Origin of the sequence: Jejudonia soesokkakensis, from assembly GCF_042664795.1 — a bacterium.
GTDB lineage: Bacteria > Bacteroidota > Bacteroidia > Flavobacteriales > Flavobacteriaceae > Jejudonia > Jejudonia soesokkakensis.
Window position 1 is genome coordinate 56,874 of record NZ_JBHTBN010000002.1, and the last position, 17,015, is coordinate 73,888.

The window sequence follows — 17,015 nt, forward strand, 5'->3', positions numbered from 1 at the left end:
TGGTTTTTTCTTTTTCAGAAAGTGATACGTACTTTTGAAAAATTAGATGGAAACTGCTATGATGACTTTCTTAAAAACGCTTTTAATTATTCTTCTCGTATATTTTGGCTTAAAGTTTTTAATCAAATTTACGTGGCCATACATCATGCGTTACATCACCAAAAAAGCAGGTCAGAAATTTGAACAGGCTTTTAATAATACGATGCATCGGTCAACCGAAACAAAAAAAGAAGGAAGTATCTCAATAGATAAAATGCCTTCTACCCACGCTAAATCAAAATCTACCGTTGGAGAGTATGTGGATTATGAAGAAATTGAGTAATTTTCACAACTCATAATACATTTCCATCTTTATGCAGCTATTTAAGCGTTTTATCCCACATCTAATAGTATTTGTTTTATTTGTAATTGCTTCTTTGGCATACTTCAATCCTGTATTGTCTGGAAAACAAATATACCAAAGTGATATTGTTCAGTATATTGGAATGTCGAAGCAGCAAAAGGATTACAAAGCCGAAACAGGCGAAGAAACCTATTGGACAGATGCTGCTTTCGGTGGCATGCCAACCTATCAGCTAGGAGCTAGATATCCTCACAATTACATAAAACAGTTAGATCTTACGCTTCGCTTTTTACCAAGACCTGCCGATTACCTCTTCCTGTATTTTATGGGAATCTATATTTTATTTCTCGTTTTAAAAATAGATTATAAACTTGCCTTTCTGGGCGCTATTGCGTTTGGGTTTTCCACTTATCTCATTATAATTTTGGGAGTAGGACATAATGCCAAAGCGCATGCAATTGCCTACATGCCGTTAGTGCTCAGCGGAATTCTCCTTACATTCCGTGGAAAATATCTCTGGGGTTTCCTGCTTACTACAGTTGCCATGGCGCTGGAGTTGGTCGCAAACCATTTTCAGATGACTTATTATTTGCTATTTCTGGTAATTTGTATTGGAATAGCATATCTGGTAGATGCTTTCAGAAAAAAAATGCTGCCTCATTATTTTAAGGCAATCGGAATTATGGCATTGGGTGTACTTATTGCCGTAGGTCTAAACGCTACAAATATTATGGCGACCAAGGAATATGCAGATACTTCTACGCGTGGCAATAGTGAATTGACTATTAATCCAGACGGTTCTCCAAAAGAAAGTAGCTCAGGCTTACCCTATGAATATATCACTGAATATAGCTACGGAAAAGCAGAATCACTCAATTTATTTATTCCAAAATTTATGGGTGGTGGCTCGGGGGACGAATTACCCGACGATTCCCAAGTAACTGAAACGCTCATCAAATCTGGTATCCCAAGGGAACAAGCAGGAGAGATTTTATATTATACGAGACCCTACTGGGGAGATCAACCTATCGTCGCAGCTCCTGCATATATAGGTGCTGTGGTTATTTTTCTAGCTGTGTTGGCATTATTCTTAGTAAAAGGGAGAATTCGATGGTGGATCTTAGGAGCGTTCTTTTTAAGTCTTTTATTGTCATGGGGTAAAAATTTCCCTTTACTAACCGATTTCTTTATTGAGTATGTTCCATTATATGATAAGTTTAGGGCAGTTTCCTCCATACAGGTTATTATTGAGCTCGTCTTGCCTATTCTGGCAATCGTTGGTTTGCATCAATACTTTAATGAGTTTGTTAGTTCTGAAGCTAAAAAGAAAGCACTCGTATGGTCAACGGGAATCGTTGGCGGACTTACAGTTGTCCTTATTCTATTTAAAGGTACCTTATTTGACTTTGCAACGCCAATAGACCGCCAAATTGCAGATGCCTTTCAATTGCCTTTTACCTACATTGAGGCGCTCAAAGAAGACCGTATGGCACTAATGACAGAGGACGCTATACGATCACTCATATTTGTTTTGCTAGCTGCTGGCGTGCTTTGGTTGTTTTTAAAATCGAAAGTAAAAGAAGGCTTAGCTATTGCTGGATTAGTTCTATTAATTGCCATAGATCTGGTTGGGGTAGATACCCGGTATGTGAATAATGAAGATTTCGTACAGGCAAGAATTATGGAGCAGCCGTTTCAAGAGAATGGTGCGAATATACAAATTGCCAAAGATGATGGACATTTTCGAGTATACGATGCCACAAATGATGCGTTTACCAGTGGACAAGCAAGTTATTTTCACAATGCACTCGGAGGGTACCATGCCGCAAAACCACAACGTATCAATGATATCAATGAGTTTTACATTCGGAAAGGAGATATTGGTATTTTAAATATGATGAATGTACGTTACATCATTGTACAGAATGAAGGTGGCGGTCCAGTAGCCCAAAGAAATCCATATGCAAACGGGAATGCATGGTTCGTTGAAAATGTGCTCTTTGCTGAAGATGCCAATCAGGAAATTAAACTACTGGACAGCTTAAATACGAAAACGACAGCCGTTGTTCATCAAAAATATAAAGATCAATTACCCTTAGCAAAGATAAAAAGGGATTCCACGGCAAGTATCGATTTGATTAGCCACGAACCAGAACATCTCATATACGAAGCTTCTTCTACCTCACCACAATTAGCCATTTTTTCTGAAGTCTATTACAAAGATGGGTGGAACGCTTACATTAATGACAAACCCGTCGACTATATTCGTGCAGATTACGTGTTAAGAGCACTTCCCGTACCTTCAGGAAATAATAAAATCGAATTTAAGTTTGAACCTTCAGTAATTAAAACCGGAAGTACGATCACCCTGGCAAGCAGTATTCTATTACTTCTTGTATTGGTAGGTGGTATTTATTATACTTTCAGAAAGAACAAACAACCTGAAGCTTAATCTCTATGAAGCGCGTTCTCATACTTACATATTACTGGCCACCTGCGGGAGGCCCTGGAGTGCAGCGCTGGCTAAAGTTTGTTACATATCTTAAAGAATTTGGTATTGAACCTATTGTTTTTGTTCCTGAAAATCCAAATTATCCACTTATTGATTCTGAAATTATAAGCGAAGTCCCCAAGGATATTGAAGTCGTTAAATTTCCAATTAAAGAGCCCTACAAACTGGCAAAATTATTTTCTAAAAAGAAAACTAAAAAGATGAGTAGTGGCGTGATCCCTTCGGAAAAGCCTTCGGTTCTAGAAAAAATGATGTTGTATGTTCGAGGTAATTATTTTATACCCGACGCTAGAGTAGGGTGGGTCAAACCTTCCGTAGCCTTTCTAAAAACATATCTTTCAGAACAAAAAATTGATACGATAGTGACTTCAGGTCCTCCACATAGTTTGCATCTTATAGGAATGGAGCTTCAGAAATTAATAGGAGTGAAGTGGTTGGCCGATTTTAGGGATCCTTGGACTACGATACATTACCATGCATCTCTTCGACTGAAGGCTTCTTCAGAAAAAAAACACAAAACACTAGAAAAACAGGTACTACGTGCTGCAGATAGGGTGGTAGTTACAAGTCCCAGTACAAAAAAAGAGTTTGAGGCTATTACTGAAAAACCTGTAAAGGTTATAACCAACGGCTATGAAGAAACAGAAGCTGTGTATCCGGTGCTGGATGATACGTTTTCCTTAGTTCATATTGGTTCGTTACTAAGTAAGCGAAATCCTTTGGTTTTATGGAAAGTACTGCAGGAAATAGCTTCAGAACATTCAGATTTTAAAAAGGATCTAGAAATCAAATTGGCAGGAGTGGTGAGCGAAGATGTATTGAAAAGTATTACTGATTTTGATTTGCATCATAACGTTTCAAATTTAGGATATGTGCCCCATTCTAAAGCTATTCAACTGCAGCATAATGCACAGGTTTTACTACTTGTCGAAATGGACACTCCAGAGACAAAAGCGATTATTCCTGGTAAATTCTTTGAATACTTAATTGCACATAGACCTATTGTTGCTCTGGGTCCTAAAGGGAGTGATGTGGAAACAATCATGAATCTCACCAAGAGTGGTGCTTATTTTAGCTATGCTGATAGCGAAAATTTAAAAAAGACCCTTTTAAAGTATTACCAGCTATTTAAAGAAGATTCGCTTACGATTACTTCGGAAGGAATTAAAAAATATAGTAGAAAAGCACTTACTAAGCAAATGGCAGGTTTGCTTCATGAATTATAATAACGAAACTCCTGATCTGCATTACTGCTTCACAGGAGTTTCTAACTAACCAACCAAAAAATTCTTAAATTCCTCTCCCTCTTTTAGAAGAACCTCTTGAAGAAGTTCTACTTCCTGAACTTTTAGTTCGAGTAGAAGTACTTTTGCCAGCACTTGATTTTCTTGAGGAAGATCTTGTTGCAGATGTGCCTCTCGTTGAGCGAGCGTCGCTACTTTTTCGTACATTTCTATTTTGCGTCGTTCTAGAAGCCGAAGCGGTTCGCTTTTGACTAGATCGGGTCACATTTCCTGCTTTTCTAGAAGTGCTTCTTTGTTGAACACTTTTTTCAGAGCGTTGATTTCCACCTCTAGATGTAATTGCTCTGGCGTTTCCATTTCTCGTCGTAGCACTTCGAGTATTACTTTTCGAATTTCCGGAGCGAGCAGTAGTTCCTCTTGTAATTGCACTTCTGGTCGTTGTACCTCTAGTTGTAGTTGCTTTAGAATTTCCATTTCTAGAGGTAGTAGCTCTCGAATTAGCAGATCGAGTTGTTGTACCTCTCGTATTTGCATTTCTTGTAGCACCAGATCGAGTTGTTGTACCTCTCGTATTTGTATTTCTAGTAGCTGAACGATTAATCGTTCCGCGATCATTTCCTTTTCTTGCAATACTGTTATTGCTTCGAACATTATTTCTATCTCCAGAACGTGCAATCATAGTATTTCGTCTGTTTGGATTGTAACTATTATTCCTAGCTACACGACCATTTTTATAGTGCACTCTACTTCCTGGACGGTAAAAATCTCTTCGAGCATTTCTATAAGGCTTGTAATGTCTATTTCTATAAAACCCTAAATGGACATTAAAACTAAATCGAACAGGGCTATAATAAGTTCTATATGGATAGTCATAAACTACACAGCTGCTATAGATTGGAGGCGCATAATACACATGCCATGGACGGTACACATAGTATGGGTTCCAGGTATTAATAAAGCCTGAATAATGTGAATAATAACCATAATTGTTATAGTGTACTCTTAACCCACCTACACGAACGATACGTCTATCATTGTATCTAATATCTACTTCTCCTGCTTGGGTAATACGTCCATAGTCATCGTAATAAATAGGGACATCTTCTACTTGAATTACTGCACCATAATCATCATATTGAACATAGGTTTCATAATCATACCCTGAATTATAACTAATATTTACATTAGGGGTATTTATATTTACGTTTACATTCCCTCCATTTTGAGGACCAACATAAACGAAATCAAACTGACCATCCGGGAACACCGAAAATTCTACGCCACCTTCTACAAATATGTAGGATTTACCATCATATCCCCTTATAGGACCTTCTGCAGCTTCTGCTGCTTTTGTTGTTGTCGTTAGTCCTACTAATAAGAAACTAAAAACGATTGTTGCGAACTTTTTCATAATTTTGAAATTTAGGTTGTACATCACTTTATTTTTTTGGTCAGTAACAGTACATCATTTTAAATACAACGACCGTGCCAAAAATCATAGGCATGGGCTAATACCATTGTCTACAGGGGTTTTGAAATTTTCATTAAACAAACCACGCTCTATTTTAACTTTTGATCATACACTAGTACGCTATTGATTGAATAGAAAATAAAAATCCGCCAAAACCTTTTAAGGGGTCATGACGGATTTAAAAACTAACCAACCAAATTTTTATTTCTTTATTCTAATTCGAGTATTTGAATGTTGATATGAGAAATCATTTCTATACTCATTATATACGTACCAATCATCGTGCCAAAATTCTCTATTAAATTTATTAATATGTCCATATGTTGCTCTAATAGTACCAAAACGTGTATAGGTTATTTTCATGTTTCCTGCTTGAACCAATCTTCCTCTGTTGTAATAAAAAGGTACACATCCAATAGTTCTCACTTTACCATTTCGCTTATAATCAATCTCAGTTTTACCTATTCGAATGATAGTTCCGTAGCGATCTTTTTTAATTTTTGGAAAGTGTTTACCTCCCTGATTATACCGAACAGCACCAAAATCAGAAGCATGATAATTCACTGCTTGATATCTACGGTTCTTTTTCTTTTTATATTTTGGTTTTGAAGGGTGAATCACCTCAAAATCAAAATGACCATTAGTAGTTACTGTATACAGAACACCGTCTTCAACAAATCGAATCGTTTCATTCGAATTGTAATAGCGATCATTTGTTCCCTGATTTATAATTACATTTTGGTGGCGTTGCGCAAAAGTCTGCGTAGCGTTTCCAATGAGGAATACTGCTACTAATAGAATTATTTTTTTCATAATTAACTATATTTTGGGTTTGTTCGATATGATAAGCGATACCGAGTTACGCTATTGAGTTAAAGAATTTCAATAGCCATGCCAAAAATATAGTTGATTGATTTGTAATGATTTACAGGTTATATCTTTTCCCTAAGATACTCCGCTGTATAAGAAGTCTTATTTTTTGCTACTTCTTCGGGAGTACCTGAAGCAATCACATTACCACCGTTTATTCCGCCTTCCAATCCAAGATCGATAATATGATCTGCACATTTTATAAGATCAAGATTATGTTCTACAACTATAACTGTATGACCTTTATCTAATAAAGCATAAAACGAGGCCAGTAATTTTTTAATATCATGAAAATGAAGTCCGGTAGTAGGTTCGTCAAAAATAAAAAGTGCCTTGTCTTTGGTATTTCCTTTTACAAGAAAGGAAGCTAGCTTAATCCTTTGCGCTTCCCCGCCCGAAAGGGTAGAAGAGCTTTGTCCTAATTGAACATACCCTAACCCCACATCTTGTAATGGTTGTAATTTATTGACGATTTTTAGCTGATTATTTTCAGAAAAAAAAGTAATAGCATCATCTACAGTGAGCCTTAAAATGTGATCAATATTTTTATTCGCAAATTGAACCTCCAGCACTTCTTTTTTAAAGCGTTTTCCATTGCAAGTATCACACTCTAGGTGCACATCTGCCATAAACTGCATCTCAATAGTCACTTCACCTTCTCCCTTGCAGGTTTCACAGCGACCTCCATCAACGTTAAAGCTAAAATGCTTTGCTTTGTATCCTCGAATATCACTTAATTTTTGAGAAGCGTATAAATTTCGAATATCATCATACGCTTTAATATACGTCACCGGGTTGGACCTGCTGGAACGACCAATAGGATTTTGATCGATAAACTCGATGTTTTTTATAGTATCAAATGTTCCTTCTAGAGCGGTAAACTGTCCAGGCTTTTCACCATAGCCATCTATGTGTCGCTGTAAAGCCGGATACAATATTTTTTTAACAAGTGTACTTTTTCCGCTTCCTGAAACTCCAGTAACCGCCGTAAAAGCTCCCATTGGAAATGCAACATCTATATTTTTTAAATTGTTATGACGTGCACCAAGAATCTTGATGAATTTTTTTGAAGAGCGCCTTTTGGCAGGGACTTTAATTTCTTTCTTACCATTCAAGTATTGAGCAGTAAGTGAATTAGATTTTAAAATATCCTGATAGGTTCCGGTGGCTACAACTTCACCTCCAAAAGTTCCAGCTTCTGGGCCAATATCGATGATAGCATCTGCAGCCTTCATGATGTCCTCGTCATGTTCAACAACAATAACGGTATTTCCCAAATCTCGTAAAGATTTTAAAACAACAATAAGCCGTTCGGTATCTTTTGGGTGTAATCCAATACTGGGTTCATCTAAGATGTACATGGAGCCGACTAAGCTACTACCTAACGAAGTGGCTAAATTAATTCGTTGCGATTCCCCACCAGAAAGTGTGTTGGATTTCCGATTTAGGGTTAAGTAGCTTAGACCAACATCCATTAAAAATTGTAATCTGTTGGTAATTTCCAGTAATAAGCGTTTTGCTATCTGCTGGTCGTATTTGTTTAGTGTAAGATTTTTAAAAAAAGTGGCAACATCGTTAAGAGGTACCTCTACTAATTCTTGTATGGATTTGCCACCCACTTTTACGTAGCTTGCTTCAGGTCGTAACCGTCTGCCATGACAGGTACTGCATCTAGTTTTGCCACGGTAACGGGATAACATCACCCGATTCTGAATTTTATAACTTTTCGACTCAAGAAATGAAAAGAAACTGTTGAGTCCTTCAAAATGCTTGTTTCCTTCCCAGACAAGTTGCTTTTGTGCTTCGGAAAGTTCAAACCAAGGTTTGTGGATTGGGAACTCAAATTTATACGCATTGTTGACCAGTTGATCCCTATACCATCCCATACTGTCACCACGCCATGGGAAAATTGCATTTTCGTATACCGAAAGGGCCGAGTTTGGAATTACTAAATCTTCGTCAATTCCAATAACATCACCATACCCTTCACAAGTAGGACATGCACCATACGGATTATTAAAACTGAATAAATGTACATTTGGTTCTAAGAATACTTGGCCGTCTGCTTCAAAGCGATTATTAAATTCTTGAATTCTTTTTTCTTCGGAAAGATGTTCGATATATAATTCGCCTTTTCCTTCAAAAAAGGCTGCTTGAGTTGCATCTGCAAGTCGGTTATAAAAATCCTCATCATCTTTTGTAATCACTCTATCGACAACCAATTGAATTTCTTCGGAAAGCATAGAATCCTTCAGTTCGTCAATTCTTACAACGTCACCCTTCACTTTAACCCTGGCATATCCTTGCTGCGCAAGTGCTTGCAGTTTATTTTTCATATCTCTGCCTTCTTCCAGATGTATTGGAGCGAGCAGCAGGAGTTTTTCACCTTCAGAAAGTGATTTTATATATCGAATGACATCACTAACGGTGTCTTTTTTTACTTCAGAACCCGAAATTGGCGAAAAAGTTTTACCAATTCTCGTATATAATAATTTGAAATAATCATAAATCTCTGTGGAGGTTCCTACAGTAGAACGAGGATTCGTAGCATTAACTTTCTGTTCAATGGCAATAGCGGGAGCAATTCCTTTGATCGAATCTACTTTTGGTTTGTTAAGTCTGCCTAGAAATTGGCGTGCGTAAGATGATAGACTTTCGACATACCTTCGTTGCCCTTCGGCGTAGAGGGTGTCAAAGGCGAGACTAGATTTTCCACTTCCCGAAAGTCCCGTAATCACCACTAATTTATTTCGAGGAATTGCCACCGAAATATCCTTAAGGTTGTGCAGTTTTGCCCCCTGAATTAAGATATTCTTTTTCGTGTCTAGCGTTTCAATTTCCAATAGAATTCTCCTGTTTTTTTAAACGAATTTTACAAAGATACTACATCCATTTTGGGTATGCACATTCAAAGAAATTATATTTTTTTATCGAAAACTTTAACTTTTTTTTGCATTTCTGATTTCTTTGTTGTTATATTTACAGCCAATAACGTAATTAATAAAATTTATTGCCTATAGCATATTACTACTTTTAAATGTAAGATTACCAAACAGCTAGTCAACCAAAATACATAGTTGTTTATTTTTAAAAAGTAATAATATGAAGCAAAGCACCCCAACAGATGCTGTACTCGTTAGCGCGTACATGAAAGGCGACGAAAATTCACTTTCTATTTTAGTTACGCGTCACAAACAAAGAATCTACAGTTTTATTTATTCGAAGGTCTTTGACCGAGATATTTCCGAAGACATTTTTCAAGATACGTTCATCAAAGTAATTCGTACCCTAAAAAGAGGTGCCTACAATGAAGAAGGTAAATTTCTACCTTGGGTAATGCGAATTGCTCATAACTTAGTTATAGATCATTTTCGAAAGAATAATCGTATGCCGAAGTTTGAAAACAAGGATGATTTTAATATTTTTTCTGTGCTTTCAGACAATTCTTTAAATATAGAAAAAAGAATGATCAAGGGACAAGTTGAGAGTGATGTTCGAAGATTGATTGAAGAACTTCCAGACGATCAAAAAGAAGTGCTCATCATGCGTATGTACAAGGATATGAGCTTTAAAGAAATTAGCGAGCAAACCGGTGTAAGTATTAATACAGCATTAGGTAGAATGCGGTATGCACTCATAAATTTGCGCAAAGTTATTGAGAAGCATAACATAGTATTAACTAATTAATTAGCTGGTATACAATAAACTTATTTTTGCTCCGTTATTTAGAAATAGTAACCTCTAAATTACGTTATATGCAAAAAATGTACTCTAAATCACGTCAGGAATGCGTGAATGAAAACTTAGTTCCAAAAGACGAAACTGTAAAGTTTCTTCTGGATTATTCTAAGGCTTTAAGTGTTATAGATTACCATAAATTGAAGTTTGAAGCGCTTCTAAACTAAACTTTGGAAAACCCCGGAAAAACACCAATTTCGGGGTTTTTTGTGTCGATTGGTTACTTTTTAGCTTTCTTTTTCTCATAAGCTGCCAGTACAGTTTTTCTCCCAATAGTTTTGGTAATACTATCTTTTTCAAGATCCCAACGGCGAGCTGGCGAGTACTGACGCCCATACCATATGATCTGTAAATGCAGGTCGTTCCAGATTTCTTTAGGAAATAATCGTTTTGCGTCTTTTTCGGTTTGAGTCACATTTTTTCCATTGGAAAAGCCCCAACGATACATCAATCTATGGATATGTGTATCTACTGGAAATGCAGGAATACCAAACGCCTGACTCACAACGACACTTGCCGTTTTATGGCCTACAGCGGGTAATTCTTTTAAGGCTTCTATACTTTCAGGAACACGTCCTCCGTACTTATCAATTAAGATGTGCGATAACCCATAAATTCCTTTTGCCTTCATAGGTGATAATCCAACTGGTTTTATGATTTCACGTATTTCTTCTTCGGAAAGTTGTATCATATCATACGGATTATCGGCAACTTCAAAAAGTAAGGGGGTAATTTTATTGACTCGAACGTCTGTACTTTGAGCCGATAGTAATACGGCAATGAGTAATGTGTAAGGATCTTTATGATCTAGCGGAATAGGAATTTCAGGATATAACTTGTTTAACGTTTCAATAACAAAATTTACCTTTTCCTGTTTGGTCATAATGTGTAGTTTTACACAAAAATAAACAAATGAAGACGTTAAAAGAAGGAGATAAAGTACCAAATTTTACAGTAAATGATCAGGATGGTAATGCAATATCTTTATCAGATTATAAAGGAAAGAAACTAATCGTGTTTTTTTACCCTAAAGCAAATACACCTGGTTGTACCGCAGAGGCATGTAATCTTAGAGATAATTTTAACGAATTGCAGAATCAAGGGTATGAATTGTTAGGCGTTAGTGCAGACACTGAAAGAAAACAAAAGAATTTTAAAGAAAAATTTGATTTTCCTTTTCCGTTGTTAGCAGATACCCAAAAAGAAGTCATAGATGCTTTTGGTGTTTGGGGAGAAAAGAAATTTATGGGACGTATCTATGATGGCATATACCGCAAAACCTTTGTTGTTAATGAAAAAGGAATTGTGAGTCGTGTGATTGATAAAGTAAAAACAAAAGATCATGCAGCACAGCTGCTCGAGGATTAATTTGCTTTGGAAATTGCTTCTTCTAAATGAAACAACTTTTTCTCTTTAATAATTTCTGAAACACCTTCAGGGAGCATAGTTTCCCAATCCTCTTCGCCGTTCTCGATCTTCTGAAGCACTTCTCTTGAGAATATATTCAGAATATCGGGATTAAAATCTTTGATGTCAATTACTTTTCCGTTGTACTTAAAGAATTTGTATAATTCTTTCATACGTGGGTGTACTTTTAAGTTTTCGCTAGTAGTATATTCTCCAGTTTCAGGATCACGCATAGGGTATAAGTATACTTTTAAATCCTTAAAAAATAACTTTCCGAAGGCTTCCAGAATTCCACCACTTAAGTGACGGTAATATTTTTCATCAAATATGTCTACGAGATTATTTACTCCCATCGCCAAACCTAAACGCATTTTAGTATATCGAGAAAAATACTCCACCAATTTATAATATTCCTGAAAATTGGAAATCATCACATTATGTCCCAGAGAACACAGTAAGCGTGCTCGATCCATAAAATCCTCTTCGTCGATTTCACCTTCAGCTCTAAGATTGGATAGTGTGATCTCAAAAATTGTTTCGGTACGCTCTGCATCGACACGGTTCTCGTCCAAAAACATCTCATATGATTTTTGATACATGTCGATGTTTACTTTGGTCACAGGTCTAAAGCTACCTCGAAGTGCGAGTATATTTTTCTTATACAGAATCCTTGCAGGCAGAATGTTATTTCCATCTGGTCCAAACATCACAGCATCTGTCATCCCATTCTTAATGAGCTGCAAACTCATTAAGCGGTTGTCCACAGCTTCAAATTTAGGTCCAGAGAAGTTGATAGTGTCAATCTCTATTTTGTCTTTATCAATATGATCGTATAAGTAACGAAGCAGTTTTCTTGGTGTATCATACTTGTAAAATGCTCCATAAATAAGATTTACACCTAAAATTCCGAGGGTTTGCTGTTGCTGTACGGCATCATTTTCATGAAAGCGTATGTGCAACATGATTTCATTATAATCCTCATTTTGGTCAATCTGATAGCGAATTCCTACCCAACCATGACCTTTGTATTTTTTTGCAAAGTCTATGGTAGCAACAGTATTTGCATAAGCGAAAAACATTTTATTGGGATGCTTTTCACGAACAATACGTTCTTCAATTAAATTGATTTCATGCGACAGCATTTTTTTTAGTCGTGCCTCTGTCACATAGCGTCCATCTTCTTCGATTCCATAGATTGCGTCACTAAAATCTTTGTCGTATGCAGACATTGTTTTTGCAATGGTGCCAGACGCACCTCCTGCTCTAAAGAAATTACGTACGGTTTCCTGTCCTGCACCAATTTCAGCAAAGGTTCCGTAGATATTTTCATTTAAGTTAATTCGTAAGGCTTTACTTCTAATGGAGGGAATATTTTCAAATTCCTTATCACCTTTTAACGTTTCTGGCATAGCAGGGTAGTATTATTCTTTTTCGTGTATAACAAAGGTATGAAATAGCATAGGCAAACAAAAAAAATACTGTTATTTTTGTGTGAATGAAAAACCAACTTTCAATTACTTTTTTAGGTACTGGAACTTCTCAGGGAATACCAGTAATTGGAAGTGATCATCCTGTTTGTTTAAGTAACGATTCTAGAGATCAAAGATTGCGTGTTTCTGTACTTTTAGAATGGAACGATCACACGTATGTGATTGATTGTGGTCCAGATTTTAGGCAACAAATGCTACGAGAACAAGTCAAACGACTTGACGGAATTTTTCTCACGCATGAACACAGTGATCACGTCGCGGGCATTGATGATATTAGACCTTTCAATTTTAAACAAGGCGGAATGGAGTTTTATGCTTCTAAAAATGTTTTTAATATTCTACATACGCGATTTGCTTACGTTTTTGAAACTGAAAACAAGTATCCCGGAGCGCCTACCATCATTGAAAAAGTAATTGACAAGGGGAGTAGTTTTGATCTCTTCGGAAAGCAGGTGATTGTTATTGAAGCATTTCATAATACGTTGCCGGTTTTTGGGTTTAGAGTTGATGATTTTGTGTATCTAACCGATGTGAAAACTATCGAAGCTTCAGAATTTAAAAAGCTTAAAGGAGTGGAGGTACTTGTTATAAATGCATTGCGTAAAACACCTCATCATAGTCATTTTAATCTTTCTGAAGCCTTAGCATTTATTAATAAAGTAAATCCTAAGAAAGCGTATTTAACACACATAAGCCATTTACTAGGTTTTCATGCCGAAGTAGAGCCAACATTACCAGAGAATGTTTTTCTGGCGTATGATGGTCTTAAAATTATGATATAATTAAAATAAGTCTGTCATTATCATGGCAGCCAGATAAACTCAATGAAGAATAAAATTTTTATGTACCTGTTTTTTTTTGCTGTATTGTTCATCATTTTTCAATACATGAATGAAAAAAAAATCTTTGAAGATCAGGATGCCAAAATCCAAAAGCTTACTACTTCAACAAAGAAGAGTGATAGTATCGTTAATAGGCTGGAAACAAAATTGCTCGATGAAAATTATTTTACGTTGCTAGGCAATGATAATGCTATGACCTATTTTGAAAAGAAAGGAGTAGAGGCAATTGATGTTCAAAATAAAGTGAGCAATGCTATATTAGATAAAAATGCCGCCCCCGAAGGAAACTCTCTTGTTCCATATAATGGTATCAACGGAGAGATGCGGATTAATAAAATCAAATTTTTAAATCACCGATGGGTAATTGCAGATTTTACCGATGGTGACTACTGGGGCGAAATGATCTTTGAATATTTTATCAACGAAGACAGCTCAGTGGACCTTACCACGCTAGGATCAGTTTTATATACGAAATAATATATTTTAATTACTCATTAACCATTCTTTTAGCTCGTAGAAATTTTGTGGTGCGACTCCATGACCTACTGGGAATTCTGAGTATTTACAATCTATATTCAGATTTTTTAAAAATGGTTCGGTCTTACGTGCCCAATCTACAGGAATTACCTGATCTACACTTCCGTGAGAAGTATAGATATTTAGATGGGAAAAGTCATTTTTTTCGTAGCCTTCTTTCAAAATTTCCTGATTAATATAACCGCTTAATCCGATGACGTTTTTCACTTTTTTGGGGTAACTGAGCGCGATACTAAAACTTAAAATTGTTCCTTGACTAAAACCTAAAAGTGTAATAGCTTCAGCATTTACTTGATATTTTTCTACAATCTCATCCATGCATTTCACCACCAACTCGCGAGAGGCAATAGCTTGTTCGTTATCACTAAACTTTCCGTCGTTAGAATCAAAATAGATATTATACCAAGCATTTCCATAGGGCTGCATTGGAATAGGAGCTTTCAACGAAATGATATGATAGTGGTCTGGCAATTCGCTGGCAAAAGAGAAAAGGTCATTCTCATCACTTCCAAAGCCATGCAACAAAATAATCGCAGGAGCATTTTTTGAAGTAGTTTTTGGTGCTTTATAATTGTGTTCTAAGAGTAATGTTTGTTTTTCCATAGGACAAAAATAACAGAAGTAATGAGATATATAAGAGATTAAATTCCTTTAAACCATTCCTGAAAATATGCTCCAAACAATGGAACAGGTTCTTTAAGACCTTTACCTGCCGAAAGTATTCCTAATAACCATAAAACAAAGGTTCCTAGTTGTAGAATCCAACCCAAAAATGGAATGCTCACCAGAAAGTTAATCGCAGAGAGAAAAATAGAAACTATAATAAAAAGCAAAATGATGCCGAGACTCTGACGGATATGATAGGCGACTAAACTATTTTTCTTTTCTGAATTATTTACATACGAAATGATCAACCCAATCGCAGTGAGATACGATATGATCGCCATAGTTTTTCCCTCTTGTGCTCCTTGAGTCTGCATGTTTCTTAGTCTAAAAATTTAAACCATTTCTGAAACTGCTCACTTAGAAATGGAATTCCTTGTTGCTTATTCGCAATGGCCATAATAAAGGAAAATAACCAGAAAACCACCGAAATCCAATAAAGGATGTCTCCAGCCAGCAAATTAATATGAAATTGAGTGATCACCGCCACAAAAAGCATAAGTACAAGTCCGAACATATTTTTAATATGCCAAGAAGCAAAACTGTCTTTATGGTCCTTGTTCATAGAAATTGCAATAAACATTCCAATAAAAGTTATGTACGCAATGATGGCTTTATTTTTTCCGGGAGGAGTAGTTACCATTCTTTTGAGAGTATTAATTTTTTATTTCCAAAGACTCCGTAAGCTTTTCCTTTTAATGCTTCTCCTAACAACGCAGCGTTTTGAGAACTGGAAAGAATGTGATCTATAGTAAAGGTCCATTCAACCTCTGGATTAAAAAGAGTAAGATTTGCTAATGCGTTTTCAGTAATAGAATGGTTTTCAATATTAAAGTGTGATTTTAATTGAGTGAAAGATTTAACTGCTTTTTCAAAACCAATAAGCGTATTTAATGCACCAAAGCAACTCTCAAGGCCAATGCTTCCGAAGGCAGCATGGTCAAACTCTGTATTCTTATGTTCAATATCTATAGGATTGTGGTCGCTTGTGACACCGTCTATAACACCTTCTGTTAATCCCTTTATAAGTGCTTTTGCATCTTCTTTTGCTCGTATTGGTGGCAATAGTTTATAATTTGTGTCAAAACTTTCTAGGACTTCATCGGTTAAAAAAAGATTGTTGATAGCCACACTACAGCTCACATTTAGCCCATTTTTTTTGGCTTCTTTAATCAATTCTACCGATTTCTTTGTAGAAATAGTTGGTATGTGGAGTCGTCCGCCAGTATATTCTAATATATACAGATCTCTTGTGATTTGAAGCTCTTCTGAAAGTGACGGAATTCCTTTTAACCCTAATTTTGTACTGTGGGTATGCTCGTGTACCATTCCTTTTGGTGAAATGGTTGCATTTAATGGAAAACTTTGTACCAATCCGTTAAAATTTTGCACATACTGAAGCGCGATCTTTAATAAATTTGCATTGGCGATAGGCTTTTTATAATCATAGAACGAAATAGCTCCTTCATTTTGCATATCATAAAGCTCTGCGAGGTCCTCGCCTTTACTTCCTGCACTTAAAGTTCCAATAGGGTGTAGGGTAACCGCATTCTTAGCTGCTTTCGATTTTAAAAACTGAATGGTACTTTTAGTATCTGCAACAGGATTGGTATTGGTATTGACGGCAACATGTGAAAATCCGCTTTGAGCTGCTGTCATAAGGCCATTCTCTATAGTTTCACGTTCTTCGTAGCCTGGTTCTCCAAAGGACACACTAGGGTCGAACCAACCTTGAGAGACGTGTAAATTGTCAAGTGAAATTTCTTTGGCTGTAGGATTTGAAATTGACGCTGCAATTTTGGTAATTGTTCCGTTTTCAATTAAAATATCGCGCTTTTTTAAATGATGTTTGCTAGAAGCGTCAACAATAATAGCAGATTTTAAAAGTACGTTCATCT

General features: G+C 36.2%; 16 protein-coding genes. 7 read left to right on the plus strand and 9 right to left on the minus strand.

Translation table 11 applies throughout. The features are described 5' to 3' along the window. Positions 1-58: 58 nt before the first annotated feature. From ACFQO1_RS04870 to ACFQO1_RS04880, 3 genes are read left to right on the plus strand one after another with little or no spacing between them, the layout of a single operon-like run. On the plus strand, positions 59-322 hold the full coding sequence (locus ACFQO1_RS04870) for a DUF4834 family protein (RefSeq protein ID WP_380216858.1): 264 nt from the start codon (positions 59-61) through the stop codon (positions 320-322). Positions 323-353: 31 nt separating this feature from the next. Then, positions 354-2,795, plus strand: a complete 2,442-nt coding sequence (locus ACFQO1_RS04875) for a YfhO family protein (RefSeq protein ID WP_380216859.1) — start codon at positions 354-356, stop codon at positions 2,793-2,795. A gap of 5 nt (positions 2,796-2,800) precedes the next feature. Beyond that, positions 2,801-4,081 (plus strand): glycosyltransferase family 4 protein, encoded by a 1,281-nt coding sequence (locus ACFQO1_RS04880; protein WP_380216860.1) that lies wholly within the window; start codon positions 2,801-2,803, stop codon positions 4,079-4,081. Positions 4,082-4,145: 64 nt separating this feature from the next. Here ACFQO1_RS04880 and ACFQO1_RS04885 read toward each other — a convergent pair whose 3' ends face one another. The 3 genes from ACFQO1_RS04885 to uvrA form a co-directional block, all read right to left on the minus strand. Continuing rightward, complete coding sequence (locus ACFQO1_RS04885) at positions 4,146-5,510, minus strand: hypothetical protein (RefSeq protein WP_380216861.1); 1,365 nt, start codon at positions 5,508-5,510, stop codon at positions 4,146-4,148. 261 nt (positions 5,511-5,771) lie between these two features. Continuing rightward, positions 5,772-6,383 (minus strand): hypothetical protein, encoded by a 612-nt coding sequence (locus ACFQO1_RS04890; RefSeq protein ID WP_380216862.1) that lies wholly within the window; start codon positions 6,381-6,383, stop codon positions 5,772-5,774. Positions 6,384-6,502: 119 nt separating this feature from the next. After that, a complete protein-coding gene (gene uvrA, locus ACFQO1_RS04895) occupies positions 6,503-9,283 on the minus strand; it encodes an excinuclease ABC subunit UvrA (protein WP_380216863.1) in 2,781 nt (926 codons plus the stop codon). Positions 9,284-9,542: 259 nt separating this feature from the next. Between uvrA and ACFQO1_RS04900 the strand changes: the two genes are divergently transcribed. Continuing rightward, entirely contained in the window at positions 9,543-10,127 is a 585-nt protein-coding gene (locus tag ACFQO1_RS04900) for an RNA polymerase sigma factor (RefSeq protein ID WP_380216864.1), read from the plus strand. Positions 10,128-10,398: 271 nt separating this feature from the next. Here the strand turns inward: ACFQO1_RS04900 and ACFQO1_RS04905 are convergent, their stop codons facing one another. Continuing rightward, complete coding sequence (locus ACFQO1_RS04905; protein WP_380216865.1) at positions 10,399-11,061, minus strand: endonuclease III domain-containing protein; 663 nt, start codon at positions 11,059-11,061, stop codon at positions 10,399-10,401. Between the two features lie 29 nt (positions 11,062-11,090). Between ACFQO1_RS04905 and bcp the strand changes: the two genes are divergently transcribed. Then, positions 11,091-11,546 (plus strand): thioredoxin-dependent thiol peroxidase, encoded by a 456-nt coding sequence (gene bcp / locus ACFQO1_RS04910; protein ID WP_380216866.1) that lies wholly within the window; start codon positions 11,091-11,093, stop codon positions 11,544-11,546. On the opposite strand, the gene ACFQO1_RS04915 is transcribed toward bcp, so the two are convergent. Continuing rightward, positions 11,543-12,994, minus strand: coding sequence for a TonB-dependent receptor (locus ACFQO1_RS04915; RefSeq protein ID WP_380216867.1), 1,452 nt, complete (start codon positions 12,992-12,994; stop codon positions 11,543-11,545). The two genes, bcp and ACFQO1_RS04915, sit on opposite strands and share 4 nt — an antisense overlap. Positions 12,995-13,080: 86 nt before the next feature. Between ACFQO1_RS04915 and ACFQO1_RS04920 the strand changes: the two genes are divergently transcribed. Both ACFQO1_RS04920 and ACFQO1_RS04925 read left to right on the plus strand, forming a co-directional pair. After that, positions 13,081-13,857, plus strand: coding sequence for an MBL fold metallo-hydrolase (locus ACFQO1_RS04920; RefSeq protein WP_380216868.1), 777 nt, complete (start codon positions 13,081-13,083; stop codon positions 13,855-13,857). Between the two features lie 105 nt (positions 13,858-13,962). Continuing rightward, positions 13,963-14,394 (plus strand): hypothetical protein, encoded by a 432-nt coding sequence (locus ACFQO1_RS04925; RefSeq protein WP_380216869.1) that lies wholly within the window; start codon positions 13,963-13,965, stop codon positions 14,392-14,394. Positions 14,395-14,400: 6 nt separating this feature from the next. Here the strand turns inward: ACFQO1_RS04925 and ACFQO1_RS04930 are convergent, their stop codons facing one another. The 4 genes from ACFQO1_RS04930 to ACFQO1_RS04945 are packed head-to-tail and all read right to left on the minus strand — an operon-like array spanning position 14,401 to position 17,013. Continuing rightward, the gene (locus ACFQO1_RS04930; RefSeq protein ID WP_380216870.1) at positions 14,401-15,057 is read right to left on the minus strand and encodes an alpha/beta hydrolase; all 657 of its coding nucleotides are present in this window, start codon (positions 15,055-15,057) and stop codon (positions 14,401-14,403) included. A gap of 38 nt (positions 15,058-15,095) precedes the next feature. Further along, positions 15,096-15,434 (minus strand): DUF4870 domain-containing protein, encoded by a 339-nt coding sequence (locus tag ACFQO1_RS04935; RefSeq protein ID WP_380216871.1) that lies wholly within the window; start codon positions 15,432-15,434, stop codon positions 15,096-15,098. Positions 15,435-15,439: 5 nt separating this feature from the next. Next, entirely contained in the window at positions 15,440-15,760 is a 321-nt protein-coding gene (locus ACFQO1_RS04940) for a hypothetical protein (RefSeq protein WP_380216872.1), read from the minus strand. Beyond that, a complete protein-coding gene (locus tag ACFQO1_RS04945; RefSeq protein ID WP_380216873.1) occupies positions 15,754-17,013 on the minus strand; it encodes a dihydroorotase in 1,260 nt (419 codons plus the stop codon). Before ACFQO1_RS04945 ends, ACFQO1_RS04940 begins: the two co-directional genes overlap by 7 nt. Positions 17,014-17,015 lie beyond the last annotated feature (2 nt).

Bases quoted from the DNA above. Each gene is read 5' to 3' on its own strand.
- ACFQO1_RS04935 (WP_380216871.1), bottom strand. From the start codon at position 15,434: ATGCAGACTCAAGGAGCACAAGAGGGAAAAACTATGGCGATCATATCG.
- ACFQO1_RS04920 (WP_380216868.1), top strand. From the start codon at position 13,081: ATGAAAAACCAACTTTCAATTACTTTTTTAGGTACTGGAACTTCTCAG.
- ACFQO1_RS04900 (WP_380216864.1), top strand. From the start codon at position 9,543: ATGAAGCAAAGCACCCCAACAGATGCTGTACTCGTTAGCGCGTACATG.
- ACFQO1_RS04915 (WP_380216867.1), bottom strand. From the start codon at position 12,994: ATGCCAGAAACGTTAAAAGGTGATAAGGAATTTGAAAATATTCCCTCC.
- ACFQO1_RS04930 (WP_380216870.1), bottom strand. From the start codon at position 15,057: ATGGAAAAACAAACATTACTCTTAGAACACAATTATAAAGCACCAAAA.
- ACFQO1_RS04905 (WP_380216865.1), bottom strand. From the start codon at position 11,061: ATGACCAAACAGGAAAAGGTAAATTTTGTTATTGAAACGTTAAACAAG.
- ACFQO1_RS04875 (WP_380216859.1), top strand. From the start codon at position 354: ATGCAGCTATTTAAGCGTTTTATCCCACATCTAATAGTATTTGTTTTA.
- ACFQO1_RS04885 (WP_380216861.1), bottom strand. From the start codon at position 5,510: ATGAAAAAGTTCGCAACAATCGTTTTTAGTTTCTTATTAGTAGGACTA.
- bcp (WP_380216866.1), top strand. From the start codon at position 11,091: ATGAAGACGTTAAAAGAAGGAGATAAAGTACCAAATTTTACAGTAAAT.
- ACFQO1_RS04880 (WP_380216860.1), top strand. From the start codon at position 2,801: ATGAAGCGCGTTCTCATACTTACATATTACTGGCCACCTGCGGGAGGC.
- ACFQO1_RS04925 (WP_380216869.1), top strand. From the start codon at position 13,963: ATGAATGAAAAAAAAATCTTTGAAGATCAGGATGCCAAAATCCAAAAG.
- ACFQO1_RS04945 (WP_380216873.1), bottom strand. From the start codon at position 17,013: ATGAACGTACTTTTAAAATCTGCTATTATTGTTGACGCTTCTAGCAAA.
- ACFQO1_RS04870 (WP_380216858.1), top strand. From the start codon at position 59: ATGATGACTTTCTTAAAAACGCTTTTAATTATTCTTCTCGTATATTTT.
- ACFQO1_RS04890 (WP_380216862.1), bottom strand. From the start codon at position 6,383: ATGAAAAAAATAATTCTATTAGTAGCAGTATTCCTCATTGGAAACGCT.
- ACFQO1_RS04940 (WP_380216872.1), bottom strand. From the start codon at position 15,760: ATGGTAACTACTCCTCCCGGAAAAAATAAAGCCATCATTGCGTACATA.